This is a genomic window from Robertmurraya phoenicis, assembly GCF_047302285.1.
Taxonomy (GTDB): Bacteria; Bacillota; Bacilli; order Bacillales; family Cytobacillaceae; genus Robertmurraya.
This window is the reverse complement of record NZ_CP154845.1, coordinates 2,176,086-2,191,728: the sequence shown is the minus strand read 5'-3', so window position 1 is coordinate 2,191,728 and position 15,643 is coordinate 2,176,086. Positions and strand designations below refer to the sequence as shown.

17 protein-coding genes and 2 riboswitches are annotated in these 15,643 nt (G+C 37.4%); of the genes, 8 read left to right on the top strand and 9 right to left on the bottom strand.

Features of this window, described 5'->3' with window-relative positions:
• Window positions 1-549: 549 nt before the first annotated feature.
• Both AA0X71_RS10865 and AA0X71_RS10860 read right to left on the bottom strand, forming a co-directional pair.
• The gene (locus tag AA0X71_RS10865) at window positions 550-840 is read right to left on the bottom strand and encodes a hypothetical protein (protein WP_413361995.1); all 291 of its coding nucleotides are present in this window, start codon (window positions 838-840) and stop codon (window positions 550-552) included.
• A gap of 61 nt (window positions 841-901) precedes the next feature.
• Window positions 902-1,261 (bottom strand): aminoacyl-tRNA hydrolase, encoded by a 360-nt coding sequence (locus AA0X71_RS10860; protein WP_413361993.1) that lies wholly within the window; start codon window positions 1,259-1,261, stop codon window positions 902-904.
• Window positions 1,262-1,509: 248 nt separating this feature from the next.
• Here AA0X71_RS10860 and AA0X71_RS10855 point away from each other — a divergent pair, with 248 nt between their 5' ends.
• Window positions 1,510-2,079, top strand: coding sequence for a cell wall hydrolase (locus tag AA0X71_RS10855; RefSeq protein ID WP_413361991.1), 570 nt, complete (start codon window positions 1,510-1,512; stop codon window positions 2,077-2,079).
• Window positions 2,080-2,104: 25 nt separating this feature from the next.
• Here AA0X71_RS10855 and AA0X71_RS10850 read toward each other — a convergent pair whose 3' ends face one another.
• Window positions 2,105-2,884 (bottom strand): N-acetylmuramoyl-L-alanine amidase, encoded by a 780-nt coding sequence (locus AA0X71_RS10850; RefSeq protein WP_413361989.1) that lies wholly within the window; start codon window positions 2,882-2,884, stop codon window positions 2,105-2,107.
• Between the two features lie 460 nt (window positions 2,885-3,344).
• On the opposite strand from AA0X71_RS10850, the gene qoxA reads away from it, so the two are divergent.
• The 4 genes from qoxA to qoxD are packed head-to-tail and all read left to right on the top strand — an operon-like array spanning window position 3,345 to window position 7,192.
• Window positions 3,345-4,328, top strand: coding sequence for a cytochrome aa3 quinol oxidase subunit II (gene qoxA / locus AA0X71_RS10845; RefSeq protein ID WP_413361987.1), 984 nt, complete (start codon window positions 3,345-3,347; stop codon window positions 4,326-4,328).
• A complete protein-coding gene (gene qoxB / locus AA0X71_RS10840; RefSeq protein ID WP_413361984.1) occupies window positions 4,318-6,294 on the top strand; it encodes a cytochrome aa3 quinol oxidase subunit I in 1,977 nt (658 codons plus the stop codon). Before qoxA ends, qoxB begins: the two co-directional genes overlap by 11 nt.
• Entirely contained in the window at window positions 6,284-6,889 is a 606-nt protein-coding gene (gene qoxC, locus AA0X71_RS10835) for a cytochrome aa3 quinol oxidase subunit III (protein WP_413361982.1), read from the top strand. Before qoxB ends, qoxC begins: the two co-directional genes overlap by 11 nt.
• Window positions 6,890-7,192, top strand: a complete 303-nt coding sequence (qoxD, locus tag AA0X71_RS10830; RefSeq protein ID WP_413361980.1) for a cytochrome aa3 quinol oxidase subunit IV — start codon at window positions 6,890-6,892, stop codon at window positions 7,190-7,192.
• A gap of 18 nt (window positions 7,193-7,210) precedes the next feature.
• Here the strand turns inward: qoxD and AA0X71_RS10825 are convergent, their stop codons facing one another.
• Complete coding sequence (locus AA0X71_RS10825; protein ID WP_413361978.1) at window positions 7,211-7,462, bottom strand: hypothetical protein; 252 nt, start codon at window positions 7,460-7,462, stop codon at window positions 7,211-7,213.
• A 71-nt stretch (window positions 7,463-7,533) separates the two neighbouring features.
• Window positions 7,534-8,874, bottom strand: coding sequence for an MATE family efflux transporter (locus tag AA0X71_RS10820; protein ID WP_413361976.1), 1,341 nt, complete (start codon window positions 8,872-8,874; stop codon window positions 7,534-7,536).
• A 178-nt stretch (window positions 8,875-9,052) separates the two neighbouring features.
• Between AA0X71_RS10820 and AA0X71_RS10815 the strand changes: the two genes are divergently transcribed.
• Window positions 9,053-9,922, top strand: a complete 870-nt coding sequence (locus AA0X71_RS10815; protein WP_413361974.1) for a VanW family protein — start codon at window positions 9,053-9,055, stop codon at window positions 9,920-9,922.
• Here the strand turns inward: AA0X71_RS10815 and AA0X71_RS10810 are convergent.
• Together AA0X71_RS10810 and thiT are read right to left on the bottom strand one after the other, a co-directional pair.
• Window positions 9,919-10,059: a Fur-regulated basic protein FbpA gene (locus tag AA0X71_RS10810; RefSeq protein ID WP_413361972.1), complete on the bottom strand. Its 141-nt coding sequence runs from the start codon at window positions 10,057-10,059 to the stop codon at window positions 9,919-9,921. The two genes, AA0X71_RS10815 and AA0X71_RS10810, sit on opposite strands and share 4 nt — an antisense overlap.
• 83 nt (window positions 10,060-10,142) lie before the next feature.
• Window positions 10,143-10,250, bottom strand: a riboswitch (SAM riboswitch).
• A gap of 61 nt (window positions 10,251-10,311) precedes the next feature.
• The gene (thiT, locus tag AA0X71_RS10805) at window positions 10,312-10,881 is read right to left on the bottom strand and encodes an energy-coupled thiamine transporter ThiT (RefSeq protein WP_413361970.1); all 570 of its coding nucleotides are present in this window, start codon (window positions 10,879-10,881) and stop codon (window positions 10,312-10,314) included.
• A gap of 58 nt (window positions 10,882-10,939) precedes the next feature.
• A riboswitch (TPP riboswitch) is annotated at window positions 10,940-11,040 on the bottom strand.
• Between the two features lie 124 nt (window positions 11,041-11,164).
• Here thiT and AA0X71_RS10800 point away from each other — a divergent pair.
• Window positions 11,165-12,400, top strand: coding sequence for a TolB family protein (locus AA0X71_RS10800; RefSeq protein ID WP_413361968.1), 1,236 nt, complete (start codon window positions 11,165-11,167; stop codon window positions 12,398-12,400).
• Between the two features lie 56 nt (window positions 12,401-12,456).
• Here AA0X71_RS10800 and AA0X71_RS10795 read toward each other — a convergent pair whose 3' ends face one another.
• Window positions 12,457-13,668 (bottom strand): alanyl-tRNA editing protein, encoded by a 1,212-nt coding sequence (locus AA0X71_RS10795; RefSeq protein ID WP_413361966.1) that lies wholly within the window; start codon window positions 13,666-13,668, stop codon window positions 12,457-12,459.
• A 132-nt stretch (window positions 13,669-13,800) separates the two neighbouring features.
• Here AA0X71_RS10795 and AA0X71_RS10790 point away from each other — a divergent pair, with 132 nt between their 5' ends.
• Window positions 13,801-13,974 (top strand): hypothetical protein, encoded by a 174-nt coding sequence (locus AA0X71_RS10790; protein WP_413361964.1) that lies wholly within the window; start codon window positions 13,801-13,803, stop codon window positions 13,972-13,974.
• Between the two features lie 109 nt (window positions 13,975-14,083).
• On the opposite strand, the gene AA0X71_RS10785 is transcribed toward AA0X71_RS10790, so the two are convergent.
• Window positions 14,084-15,445, bottom strand: a complete 1,362-nt coding sequence (locus AA0X71_RS10785) for an aspartate kinase (RefSeq protein WP_413361962.1) — start codon at window positions 15,443-15,445, stop codon at window positions 14,084-14,086.
• Between the last annotated feature and the right edge of the window lie 198 nt (window positions 15,446-15,643).

Below are 15,643 nucleotides of genomic sequence, written 5' to 3'. Positions count from 1 at the left end.
GCTTCGGTTTGTCTCATTCGATCCAAACATCTCTCACCCTTAAGCGGAATTTTTCCTGTTATCTCCTCAATGGAGTCCCTTTTAGGGGAAATAACGGAAGATTTTCCGCTTATGGAGAGCAAAATCGTTTATTTTGGCATTTTTTGAGTGAATAGCAGGAATTTTTCCTGTTATTTCGGCTCTTTTTCATGATGCTTGCTCCTTAAGCGGAATTTTTCCTGTTATTTTTTCATACTGATACTCCTACTGTTTATATGAACATTAAGTCGAGGGAATTTGTAAATTCCTAGACAAGAACAAAAGCGCGGGGCGCCTTGTTCATCGCCATACAAACTCATAGGGCCTGTTCTCTCGATAAAGGAAACCTGAATTACGATAGCAATTCTTAGTTGACTTATCGTACGTAGGAGATGACCTGAAGTGTGTCAGGCTATGGCTGCTTGCGCTAGACGTAGATACACTCAGCCACAAAGTTCTACACAACTGCGAAATCTATAATTTCCTACAACAATAAAAAGCCAATGCAGTGTTAATAAACTGCATTGGACTTTATTCTAGTAATTGCCCGACAAAAATAATGTATGCTAGAAAAACAGTAAGCACTAAAGTAAAACCTACAGTAAAGATACTTCGAAGCGCACTGCTCCAACTATTTACACCGGTAAATCCAATAATTCCAAGTACAAGCACTAATATCGTAAAATAAAACAATATTTGTAGAGGATGAATACCGCTCCAATTAATTATCCGCTCTTTCATCGAATTAGATGAAACAACTAAGACAAAGCCTATACTAATGAAAGATAAATAAAAGGACCAGCGATTAAAAAACAAACCCATTCGCCTCTACCCCCTTATTTTACTTCATGAGGCCGTAGTAAAGCTTCTCCCTTTTTCCTGATTAATATAATGAGAATTCTCCAATAAATCTTTGCCCAATAATTCTTGGCATTGGAGGCAAGGAGACAACAGTAAGTGCACCATTTGGTTCCTCTTGATAACTTCTGTCTCTAATGGTATAAAAGCCATTTTCTTTCAGTCTAAAGAGTTCATCTTCAGTACCTTTTAAGACAATTTTACTCATGCCAGATTGGTACCATTCCACAAAATAGTCAAAGTAGTCAGGGAATTGACAATTACTCGCACTTACCATATTAATCGTAGAAATTGTTGCAGCATGGGCCACTTGGGCTGCCACCTTCCCCGCTTCCATCTTCAAATCGTTATTCACAACAAAATATTGAATGATTTCGTTATCCACTTTACCACCCCTCTGACAGCCTACAAATTTCAACCTATATTATGTATACGGTATCAAACAGAGGTTTATGAGTTTTTTCATTTTAAGTCTAAAAACTACTATTTATATTTCTATTCCATGACAATCTTTACACTTTTGAAACTTGTTCCAGTCCTATCAATGGTTTTGCACTACTGGAAAATAATAGAGGATGTTCCTATTAAACTATCATGATACGGTATATGAGAATGTTGAAGGAGGTAAGAAAAGTGAAAAAAATCATTTCTTTCATGGCATTTTTAACGATCATGTTTATAGGTGTAGGTAGTAGCCTCGCCGCAACACACACCGTGAACAAAGGCGATACGTATTGGAAAATTGGGATTCAGTATGGTGTTCCAGTTAAATCATTAACGTCCACAAACAAAGCTACAAATAGTATGTTATCAATTGGGCAAAAACTTACTATTCCAGCCACTTCTATGACAAGTTCGGAAAAAGAATTATTAGCAAGGCTCGTTGAAGCTGAAGCGAAGGGTGAATCTTACCCAGGAAAAGTAGCTGTTGCAACGGTTGTATTAAATCGCGTTGATAGTTCGCATTTCCCCAATTCAGTAAATGCTGTTATTTATCAATCTGACCAATTTACACCTGTAAGTAATGGGCAAATCAACAAGGCTGCAAGTTCTGAATCAAAAAGAGCAGTCAACGAAGCTCTTGCCTTCCGTGGTCAAGGAAGTGGCTCTCTCTACTTCTATAACCCTGCAAAAACGACTAACACATGGTTACGTTCAAAAACAACAACCATTAAAATCGGAAATCATATCTTCGCAAAATAAGCACTCCGTTAAGGGTGCTTATTTTTTATGAATTCACCTGAACGACTATAACTTCGAAGCCTTTATTTCGTGCTTCTTGAGCGATATTGTCAGCATTCTCCCTAATCGAAAACGCACCAATTTGAACTTTATAAAGAGAATTTTCTTCAAATATATGTGTCGTAAATCCATTCGTTACGGCTTGTCTTGCTAATTGTAGTGCATTTTCACCACTTTCAAAAGCACCAATCTGAACTCGATATAATGTCCCCGGATCAGGATTTGATTTTTTTCTCAATTGAAAAGCCTTCTCGAGCCCAATGGCATGTCCTCGTGCAATACTTTCTCTAAAGCTTGCATCCTGTAATCTCGATGCATCTGTTGTATGGTCGATAAAACCGTTTTCCGTTAATAGAGCAGACATTCTCGTTTCACGAAGGACATGGAAATTAGCTACCTTCATCCCCCGATCACGAAATAAACTTTCTAGGACAATTTCTGGGTGAATAACACTTTGATATCTAGCGGTTTGTGAGAAAGAGTTCGTAAAACGATAACTTTCAAAGCCTGTACCGCCACCAGCATTAATATGAATAGATAGAAAATAGTCTGCGCCCCACGAATTTGCATCATTCGTTCTCTGCTCCAAACTAACCGTCGCATCTCCTGTACGACTCATTCTTACTTCCACATCTTCATATTCATTTACAAGGATATCTCTTATCCTTCTGGCAATATCCAATGTTAAATTTTTCTCTTGTAGTCCATTCCCTTGAGCACCTGGATCACTTCCTCCATGACCAGGATCTAAATATATTTTTACCATATTAATCACCTCATGATCTTATATGAGATGAAGCGAGGTTTTGCTTGTACGTTCGTCCACATCTATCTTTCGAAAACCCCTCCTCAAAAATGTAAATTTATTCCTTACTATTTTTGTAACAATTATCATTCGATAATTATGTTATCATCATATACACAGTGTTAATATATTAAAAAAGAACCCTCTCTTCTCGATGGTGTAAGTATTTTTAGACAAATGTGAATAAATGAACAATAATTCCGTTTCATTATCCTACAAAAAACTTCATAGCTTCTACATAAAAAAGTAGAGATTCATAGTTATAGTGAAACGATATGTCTGTTGCAACACGTCAGACATGTTTTATTTTTGAAAAAGTTTGTGAATTTATGAACATTTTGTGACAATTTTTCGAATCTTTTTTGATTCTTTCCAAGCACTTTCGGGAAAAGAAACTTTACTGATAAGGAGTTGACAATTAATGAAAAAAGGAATATTTGCCTTTTTGACAACCGCACCCCTGTTATTCCTTAGTGGATGTGAGTCAAAATTAGTTGTGTTTGACCCACAAGGTCCTGTAGCACGAAGTATTACAGATCTAATCAATTGGTCTTTGATTTGGATGCTACTTGTAGTGGTAGTCGTATTTGGATTATTTGGTTATATTGTGTGGAAGTATCGTGAAAGAAAGGATAATTTGGACTACGAGCCACCTGATGAACATGGAAGTACGATATTAGAAATCATCTGGACAGCAATACCGATTCTTATTGTTCTTGCCTTAACAATTCCTACTGTTAAAACGCTATATGCATTAGAAGAAGTTCCACAAGGCTATGAAGATAAGGAACCTGTCACTATACATGTTACATCTGCTGACTGGAAGTGGATTTTTAGCTATCCAGAAGAAGGAATTGAAACAGTAAACTACGTGAATATACCTGCAGATACACCGGTTCTTTTCAAATTAACATCTGCTAGTACGATGCAATCCTTCTGGGTACCGGCACTTGGTGGGCAAAAATACTCGATGGGAAAAATGGAGACTGAGATGTATTTAGTAGCTGACAATCCAGGCTCATATGAAGGACAAAATACGAACTTTAATGGACGTGGTTATGCTGATATGAAATTTGAAGTATTGGCACAAACACGTGCTGATTACGACAAATGGATTCAGGAAGTAAAAGAAACTGCACCAAAGCTAACTGAAGAAGAATATGAAGATCTATTGAAACCAACTCATTTAGGTAGATTGACTTTTTCAAACACTCATCTGGAATGGGTAAACCATGCCGATCATAATTCAAAAACGTATACAAACCCTGAGCTATATCGTGGTCATGGTTACCAAGGAAAAATATTTGAAGAAGAAGATAACTACCAAAATGAAAATGATGATATGACGAAAGAGCACGATCATCACGAAGAGACAGAAGACGGAGGTGACCATAGTGGACATTAAATGGGATGAATTTTTTATTACTGGCGATCCATTAATTTTAGGTTCACAAATTGCAATTGTTTTAACAATGGTTGGAATCGTAGCTGGAGTCACCTATTTAAAGAAATGGAAATGGCTTTGGTCTGAATGGATTACAACCGTTGATCATAAAAGAATTGGGATTATGTACATTATTGCTGGTGTATTAATGTTTTTCCGTGGTGGAATGGATGGACTTTTAATGAAGGCTCAAACTTCTAGACCAGAAATGGAATTTTTAGATGCCCAGCACTACAATGAAATCTTTACCACTCATGGTGTTATCATGATCTTATTCATGGCAATGCCCATGTTAATCGGGATTATGAACGTTGTCGTTCCATTACAAATTGGAGCACGAGATGTTGCTTTTCCACAATTAAATGCATTGAGCTTTTGGCTGTTTTTCGGTGGAGCGATGTTATTTAATATTTCGTTTGTCATCGGTGGTTCTCCAGATGCTGGTTGGACATCATACTTCCCTCTCGCTGGGAAAGAGTTCTCTCCAGGGATCGGAAACAACTATTACGCGGTTGCTTTGCAGATTGCAGGTATCGGGACATTGTTATCAGGGATTAACTTTGTTGTAACGATTCTAAAAATGCGTACAAAAGGGATGACATTAATGAAGATGCCTATGTTTACATGGACTTCCTTCATTGCTTCTGTCATCATTATTGCAGCATTCCCTATTTTTACCGTTGCGTTAGCATTAATGACTTTTGATCGCCTTTACGGGGCTCACTTCTTTACATTATCTGGTGGCGGCCTTGACATGCTTTGGGCAAACCTATTTTGGTTATGGGGGCATCCAGAAGTATATATTTTAGTTCTCCCTGCTTTCGGGATCTATTCGGAGATTATTTCAACATTCTCTCGGAAAACACTATTCGGTTATAAATCAATGATTCTATCAATCTTAATCATTGCTTTCTTAAGTATGGTCGTATGGGTTCACCACTTCTATACAATGGGATCTGGACCTGCAGTAAACTCTATTTTCTCCATTACAACGATGGCGATTGCCGTTCCGACGGGGATTAAGATATTTAACTGGCTCTTTACGATGCGTAAAGGGCGGATTAAGATGACCAATGCAATGCTATGGTCGTTAGCTTTTGTTCCTTGCTTTATCATCGGTGGTGTGACTGGGGTTATGCTTGGAATGGGTGCAGCGGATTACCAATATCATAATACCCTGTTCCTTGTTGCTCACTTCCACTACACGATTATTCCTGGTGTTGTCTTTGCTGTCTTTGCTGCTCTTTATTATTGGTGGCCAAAAATGTTTGGCTTTACGCTCAATGAGAAAATTGGTAGATGGCATTTCTGGTTGTTCGTGATTGGTTTTAACGCAACATTCATGCCAATGTTCTTCTTAGGACTTGACGGTGCAGTTCGTCGTTCTTACACGTACTCTGTGGAATCAGGATTCGCTCCATTATTCCTAGTATCGGCTTTAGGTTCTGTCCTATTGGCATTAGGTTTCATTGCATTCTGTTATAACATCTATTGGAGCATTCGTCATGCTGATCGTAATATTACAGGAGATCCTTGGAACGCTCGTACACTTGAATGGGCAACTGCTTCCCCTGTTCAACCCTATAATTTTGCGAAACTACCAATAGTAGATGGACTTGATCCATTCTGGAAAATGAAGAAACACAATGAAGGTTTAACAATAAAAGATAGTGAAATTGAAGAAATTCACATGCCATCCAACTCCGGCGTTCCGTTCTTCATGGGAATTGCCTTTGGAGTAGCAGGTTTCTTCCTTGTATTTGAATGGCATATTGCTGCGGCGATTGCTGCAATTGGAATTATCGCTGGCTTGATTTATCGCTCCTTCGATTATGATGAAGGCTATCATATCCCAGTTGATGAAATTAAAGAAACAGAACGCAAGTGGCGAAATGTGGAAGGTGAGGTGCATAAATATGTCAAGTAAGATCGATCATTCCTTGCCATTAGAATATCAAACCGAGCAAAATCGGCTAAATATCCTCGGATTCTGGATCTTCCTTGGAGCAGAAATTGTTTTGTTTGCTACCCTCTTCGGTGTATATGGGGTTCTATACCAGCGCTATGCTGGTGGCCCTACACACCAAGATATCATTATGATCAAGGATGTTCTCATTCAAACGGTCCTTCTCTTAACAAGTAGTTTTACGATGGGAATAGCGATTTTTGAGATGCGTCGTCATCAATTAAAAGGGCTCATTATATGGTTAGTGATTACCCTTCTACTTGGGGCTGGCTTCTTATATATGGAAATAAATGAGTTCATTCATTATATTCATTTAGGAGCAACGATGCAAACAAGTGCGTTTCTCTCTAGTTTATTTGTATTACTCGGTACACACGGTGCCCACGTCACATTCGGAATCATTTGGGCGTCAATGGTTATTATTCAGCTAGTGCGCAGAGGCTTAACGCCAACTACAGCAAGAAAAACATTTATTATTGGCTTGTACTGGCATTTCCTTGATGTTGTGTGGATTTTTATCTTTACGTTTGTGTATTTAAAAGGGATGGTGGGTTAAATGGGAAAAACTACAAATCGCTTTCCAATCAGCCATCTGCTTGGATTCATTTTTTCCTTAATCCTTACCTTTGGAGCAGCATTCATTGCGTTAAAAACGAATCTATCCTTTAAAGTCATCATGTGGATTATTGGAACACTAGCTGTCCTCCAAGCAGGGATTCAACTCTTTATGTTCATGCATTTGCGTGAAGGTGAAGACGGGAAAACGAATGTTATTAATATCATCTATGGAGTATTCATGACCGTTGTCATCGTCGTAGGTTCAATTTGGGTCATGACAGCAGGTCATTCTACTCACTAAGATAAAAACCTCTAGCTTTTATGATAAGCTAGAGGTTTTTTCCTGTTCATTTATTTCTTCACTACTTACCTCTTCCATCAACGGCAAGAACATTCCAAATCCAAATAAAAGCATCGACGAAACCATTATGCTAATTCCGATTGATAATTGATAAGGAGCACTGGGACCGCTTACAAAGAAGCTAGATAAGAAAACGAGAAAACCAAGAAGGATCCCGACCATCGTAATTTTTCTAAAGAAAAGCAAATTCTTAAGTTGTTTTTCAGTCATCCAATTCATCCCCTTTACCATTATTTAACGAAAAGTTCACAAATTTGTCAAACTTTTTTTAAGGGGCTGAGCTATTTTTCTTGACTAAAGATAGTTTTTTGGTTCCACTTCCCAAAACGATAATATGAAAAAGCAATGATGCTACTCATGAAAAAGCTTGCACCCATGCCGAGAGCGATCCCCTTTTCTCCAAAAAAAGAAGAAAACAAATAGGTGAGCGGATAGCGCAATATCCAGAAAGAAATTATGTTAAGCACAAGCACTTGAAACATAGCACCAGAAGCACGGACAATGCCATTTAAAACAAAATTAATTCCAAGGAAAGGATAAAAAAATGCAATCATTTGCAAATACTCTGTTCCAAATTGGACGGCATCCTTTTCAGAAATAAATAAGCTTATCCCTAAACGAGCTAAGAAAACAACCAAACCAGCTATAATTAGCATCATTGTAAAATTATACAGAACCGCATATGTAGCAATTTTCTTCACTCGCTCCCATTGATTGGCCCCAATATTTTGGCCAGCCATACTATTAACCGCTGTGCCAAGTGCACTTGCTGGTAGCATGATTAAACTATCTATTCGCTGGGCAGCACCGAATCCGGCTACAACATCCGTACCGAACGAATTGACTACACTCATAATCGCCATGACACCAGCGGAAATGACCATCATTTGTAATCCTGATGGAATTCCTAGCTTTAAAATAAGTACGACCTCTGTCTTTGTTGGTAAATAAGGAATTGAAAATGGCACCAATTTTTTGCGAAGGACAATCAATAATCCATATAGAAATGCTATGCCCTGTGCCAAAATCGTAGCAATTGCTGCTCCATGAATCCCTAAATTTAATCCAGAAATAAATATCGGATCAAGTACAGCATTCAATATAACTGCCAGCAGAACAAACTTTAATGGTGTTTTACTGTCCCCTACAGCTCTAAGAACGGTAGCAATAAAGTTATAGCCAAGAAGAAACAATATCCCTATAAAGTTTATTTGTAAATAAATTGTGCCTTCTGTGATCATCTCGGTCGGAGTTTGTAGCCAGCTTAAAATCCTCTCTGATAAGAAAAAGCCCACCAGCCCTAACGACAAGCCGAGTGTCGTTAAGAGAACGACAAATGCATTTAAATAGTTTCTTAAACCGGTAATATCTTCCTTCCCTTTTTGTTGGGATAGAATCGTTAATGTTGCATTGTTAATGCCAATAATAAAAGAAAGTACGGTAAAAATGACAGTACTTGCAATGGTAATTGCACCAAGTGCGTTTGCCCCCAATAAATTTCCAACCCAAAGACTATCTATAAATTGATAGGAAACTTGAAGAAGATTGGTAAACATAATCGGAGTTGAAAACCAAAAAAGCTGTTTAACGATGTTTCCTTTTGTAAAATCATGTGCATTCATTCAAGACACCTTTTTCTTTTATTCTCATCTCATTATTTCGAACTTTATAAAAGAATGCTAGGAAAAGCTCTTACGGTCAAGAATAATTTCCTAACAATATTTAAAAAATAGACTGAGTTAACCTCTATTGTTTCGATGGAGTAATACTCGGGAAGTAAGCAATTTGAGGAGGAACAATATGCACGTTTCATGGATTTTAAGCATACTTTTATTAATTCACCCTCAAAACGGACTACCAATTCAAATTAAAGAGAATGATGATACTCTTGCGATTGTTAATCGAAAGGATATCACCTTGCAAGTGCCTGGATTAGAACTGGTAGATACGATCAAGTATGAACAATTATTAAGTCAAATTGAACAACAAATAAAGGTAAAACCTGAAGATGCTACCCTCAGTGACTCAGGGAATATTATTCCAGAAAAGATTGGATACAAACTTAATCGCCATGCATTTACCGAGCAATTTTTCCAATATTATTTTAATAATCGATTATCCACATTAGAAGTACCAAAAATAATGGTTTATCCGAAAGTTGATAGCGAACTCCTCTCGATCATCCGGACAAAAAGAATAGGACAATATATAACTTATTTTAATTCACGGAATGAAGCTCGATCCAACAATATAGCGTTAGCTGTTGAGGCGATTAATAACCATGTTGTGTTTCCCGGCGAAATCTTCTCATTTAATAAAGTTGTTGGCATGCGCACAGTTGAAAAAGGGTATATGAAAGCCCCTGAAATAGTGAAAGGTGAATTGATTGAAGGTATTGGTGGAGGAATCTGTCAAGTGTCCTCCACTCTCTTCAATGCTGTCGACTATTCCGGTGTTACGATGGTCGAACGTTATTCTCATAGCAAACATGTGCCATATGTTCCGCCTGGAAGAGATGCAACAGTTAGTTGGTATGGACCAGACTTCTCTTTTAAAAATGAATACAATCAACCTATTTTGATTCGGGCCAAGGTTGTCGGTGGAATGGTGATCGTATTTGTCTATTCTTCTGAGGATATTAATTATCAGCCTCGGAAAATCATCTATTAGCGTATAGTTTTATTTTGCATGACCCTCTTTAATTCTTGTTCTAAATCATCAATCGGTAATTCAAACAGTTGCTTATCATTAATCTTGAAAATGCCAAAGTCGATCAATTTTTCAATCAGTATATCTCTTTTATTCAATGTAGATTCCTCCTTCAAAGCGACAAAAAACCTCTTCTTATCTATTTTTAATCAATAAGAAGAGGTTTTTATTTAAGCCGCTCATCTTATCTTTCAAGCTTAAAGCTTGTTGGAATTGGCACAGTTCTCTTTAAAAGAGTCTGTTGCCGAGGTATCATAGGGCCAAATCCCTCCGCCTCTCTGGATAAGTGAAATTAATCATATTAAATTTATAGGAATACTATAAAACACATCCGGCATTCTGTCAATTATCTAGTTTATTCGGACTTTAATTAGTCTTGGTGCGTTCCATAATAGTGCCGCTACTACAATAGCGCATAAAATGGCCGACCCTAACATAGCTCCTCCATTCACAACTAATGAATAGGCAATCGGTGACATTCCATCTGGTGCATAGCTTCCCCAAAAGATGATTCCTGCGATAAAATGCCAAAAATATCGAGCCAAGCTTCCAACAAAGATGGCAATGACCACCCAACCAAGCGCTTTCTTCTTATTCTCTTTTAGAAATTCGGCTTGAATTGGTTTAAAGAAAAGTCCAGCAAATCCAATAAAGGCAAAAGCAATAAAATACTCAATTAAAAACTGTATGAGCGTTAAAAAATAGGCATCTCCCATCGCAAACTGGAGCAGTCCCCAAATAAAGCCGGCTAGAAAACTAACCTTAAAACCCCAACGAAAAGCCAGAATAAAAATAGGTACCATGGCAAAAGAAATTGATATCCACGGACCAAGTTTGATCGATGGAAGTAAGTCTAGGATCAAGGCAAAAGCAGCAAAGAAAGAGGCCTCAATCAACGCCAATAAGCTTAATTTTTTCATAAAAAAATCCCCCTTTTTTCCACACGAAAACACAAGGGAGAACAAGATGAGATCATTCTAAAATCATAATCCACATCCCTGCGCTAGCATTAACTAACAGGTTCAAAGGGTCAGAACGAAACGTTCACTCTCAGCCATTTAGCTCCCCTTGTGGTTTCCGCTATCCATTTGTCTCATACAGTATAGCTCAATTCTCACTATTTGTGTAGTGATTACTTTACACTTGTATAATATAAGGGAAATGATCGAAAATTATGAGGGACAAAAACATATGAGGTGCGCTATGAAAAAATGGTCCTTGCTCATGTTATTTCTCTGTTTGTTATCATTAAGCAATCATACAGCTGCAGCTTCTATTAAAGATATAAAAGCTGCATTTATAAGGGATGGAAATCTGTGGACTTTAGTCCATAATCAAGAAACTCAAATCACACAGACTGGCAAAATTGATCATCCGCAATGGTCACATGACGGTAAATGGTTACTTTATCAAAAGGAAACGACCGCTGCTCTTCAAAATAACGAAATTCAACACGAAATATGGGTGTACAATTTTGAAACAAAAGAGAAAAAGAAAATTTTTTATGACGGCTATCAACCACATTGGGCTCCTAATCAAAATATAGTCGCATTTATAAATAATGGTGTTTTAAATATATCTGATTTAAAAGAATTCCATAATAGCGCTGTTGGAGTTTTCAGCTATATGTGGTTACCAGATGGAAAAGGTTTCCTCCTCTCCTCCCAAGCAGATTTAAAGCCCGACGGTTGGACTAGTCCTATAATCTATAAGAAAAAATTGCCAAAAAAAATAAGTGAAGTGAATGTATTTGGAGGTATTGATGAGGTTTTTGTAGTTCCTAAGGATTTAAGAATTGACAATAAATATATTATGTCAATTAATGTTGATTTCTTAAACATCTCTCCTAGTGGCAAACGGCTTCCAATGATTGTATCCCCTACTGCCTCGCTAGCGATGGATAGCAATATGCTTTGCGTTCTATCAAGTGACGGAAAGAAATTTGAGATTTTAGATGAGATCATCTATGGTGTTGGGGCACCGAAATGGGCACCAAATAAAGATATTTTAGCCTATATTGCCGGTGGTGGCAGAATCGTTTTCGGTTTTAAAGGGAAAGACCTGAAATACAAAGAATTTCCTGTTTCATCGTTAACACCATCGAACTTTGCAGAACTAAATTTTACCTGGACTGATGATCAATCAATCGTAACCTCTCGAGTCGAGGCAAAAGAATGGTCGAATGAGTTTTCTGAGCATCCATTCCCTTCTCTCTATTCACTTAAATTGAATAACGAAAAACAAGTGCAAATCACTGAAGCCTCAAATGGTCTTGGTGATTATGATCCATATTATCTTAAGTCAATCGATAAATTAATTTGGTATCGTGGTACATCGATTACCGATCAAAATCGCAATCTTTGGATCGCTGATGTAGATGGTTCAAACGCAAAGCTTTGGTTGAAGAACGTAGACTTTATAGAGTTTTTTGAGCTTTAGTTTCATTCCTTTAAAGATCCATTTCAATCTCTAAACTGAAATGGATCTTTATTTCTTCAGTGAGATGTTGCAGTTTTGATTAGCTCCTGAACTCGACTAAGGATTTCTTTTCCACTAATGATTGCATCTCCACCGCCTTGTGCAGATGATTCGCTTCCTCCCCCTCTCCAATTTATAGCTGGAAGAATTTCTTTAACGATCGCTTTCATATTAAAGGATGCAAGTTGATCACGAGAAAACACGAATTGCAATTTATCACCATTTCCCACAACAAAAAACACATTGATTCCTAAATTCTGTTCCGTTATGAGGCGAGCTAGTTTTTGAAGCTGTTGAACCGTTCTATTTTCAAACACATTCTCAATCACTTTTTCACCGGCCCATTCACTCACTGTTTTCAGTAATTGTTCGGCTTCTATTTGTAATTGCGTTTCTTGTAGATCTGCGATCGATTTCGCTTGTGTTTTGTTTGCTTCTAGGAGTTTTTGAGCAACCATTGGTAATTGCTCTTCAGAAGCACTTAGTAACTGACCTAGCTCTTTTAATATGAAATGCTTTTGATGTAAATGAATAAGGACCCTTTTTCCACAGATAAAGCGTACGCGAACCTTGTTTCTTTGCTTCTCCCAATCAAGGATCTTAATCGCACTAACTTGACTTGTCGATGTTGGGTGCGTTCCACCACATCCGTTATAATCATAATCAGGAATGATAACAAGTCTTATATCTTCTGTGACAGACAATTCTTTTCTTAGCTTATAATTGGTTGCTTCAGAATGAGTGACCCATTTTGTCTCAATTGGACGATCCTCAAGGATAATTTCATTGGCCCTTCTCTCTACTTCAAATAGGATCTCTTCTGATAATTTCTCTGTTTCCAGATCAATGGTACAGAAATCTTTCCCAAGATGAAAACTAACTGTGCTAATCTGAAATCGTTCTTCAAATGCAGCGGTTAAAATATGTTGTCCAGCGTGCTGCTGCATATGATCCAACCTTCTGCTCCAATCAATTTTCCCCTCAATCTTCTCTATATCTTCTAGTCTTTCTTCCACATAATGACGGATTTCCCCTTCAATTTCTTCCACATCTAGTACCATTACACCATTAAGTGTTCCAAGATCATGAGGTTGTCCACCACCAGTCGGGTAAAAAGCTGTTTCATTTAAAACAATATACCACTTACCACGATGATCTTGATTTTGCTCCAATCCTTTAGCGATAAATTCTTTTATGTATGCGTCTTTATAATATATTTTTTGTGTCACTTATTAGCTTCCTTTCACTTTTAGACTCCTCTTCCATTATGAGATAATTTTAACTAAAAATACAGAAACTTGAATAAATATTTTTTTGATAGGTGATGATATAGATATCAATGAATGAAAGGAGGTCATGGAATGGAGGTTACAATGAGCTCTGCTGAAGTACTTGATGAGATTAGACGTTTGAATACGAGTGGCTCTAACCTAAGCAAAAAGTTCATCAAGAAGGCAAACCCACATCTAATGAGAAGTGCCCTTCACTATTTTCCAGATTGGGATAGTGCGATTGAACGAAGTGTTTCTAGCTAAAGTTGTTTTGTAACGTTACATAGTCTATGGCCGTTTTTTATTACCTAGGTATTTGATTTAGATAAACGCGAAAAGACAACACGATATCGTGTTGTCTTTGTGGCCCCTTTTATATAAGAACTGGTGCAAAAAATTCCTCATATATTGCTTTTACAGCTCTTTTCTCATTCGCTTCCTTCACGCCAAACATCAAGCTGACCTCAGAAGAACCTTGATTGATCATCTCAATGTTGACCCCAGCGCTTGCTAACGCTTTTGCTGCTCTAGCTGTAATTCCAACATTCTGTTTCATTCCTTCTCCAACAATCATAATAAGTGAAATATTGTGCTCAATTTTCACTTCATCTGCATTTAACTCACTTTTAATCCGTTCCAATATATCCTCTTCAGTCTCTAAATGGAGCTGGTCTTGTCTCAATATGATAGTGACCTCATCGATTCCTGATGGGATATGTTCATACGATATTTCATATTCCTCTAATATGGTAAGAAGCTTCCGCCCAAAGCCAATTTCCCGATTCATCAAATACTTACTAACGTAAATACTGCAAAACCCTTTATCACTCGCAATCCCTACAACAGGTCCATTTGACTGAACTCTTCGACTAACGATTCTTGTTCCAGGTGCAGAAGGATTATTCGTATTTTTCACATTTACCGGAATACCAGCACGAAATGCAGGGATAAGAGCTTCATCATGAAAAACAGAAAAACCGGCATAGGATAATTCACGCATCTCCCGATAAGTCAACTCTGAAATTTCATTCGGATTCTCGACAATATTCGGATTCACAGAGTAAACGGCATCCACATCGGTGAAATTTTCATATAGGTCCGCTTTAACTCCATTTGCTAATATAGAACCTGTAATATCTGAACCACTTCTCGAAAAAGTGGCAATCACGCCTTCATTTGTATAGCCAAAGAATCCTGGGAAAACCAATATTCCATTTTTTTCTCTTAACAAATACAAACGTTCATATGATTTTGCTAATACTTGAGCATGGCCTGTTTCATTGGTCACAAATAATCCGGCATCCTTTGGATTAATGTACTGGGCTTCGAGTCCCCTTTTCTGAAAAAAATTCGCCACTAGCTTTGCATGATTGTCTTCACCACTTGCCTTAATAGCATCGATAAAATGGTTTCGGCTTCTCTGATCACCATTTAATAATTTCAGAAGATGATTGCGGATTTCTTCAACAATTTCTAACGATAATTGGAGTTCAAGAGCAATGCTCTCATATCGCTCAATTACAGAAGATACGTTCTCCGTGACGTCTTCTCCATTTAATGCTTTTTCAGCACATTCAATTAATAAATCTGTTACCTTAATATCTCCTGCAAACCTCTTCCCAGGTGCTGAAACGACAATAATTTTCCGAGTTGAATCTGATTCGACAATTGAAAGAACTTTTTCAAGCTGTGAACCTGTTGCTAAGGAAGAGCCTCCAAACTTCACGACCTTCATGACAGACAACCCCTGTTAATTTAATTTTTGACTTTTCAAACAAATAATATTTAGTATTTATTATCAGCCTAAACAAATAAAGAATCAAGAGTTTTTTCTTCTCATGTGGACATTTGTATTTTTACCGTGTACTATTTGAAGAGTTAATAAAAATTCTATTCTCATAATGGATTTTTACTGTAAATGATGTAAACTATT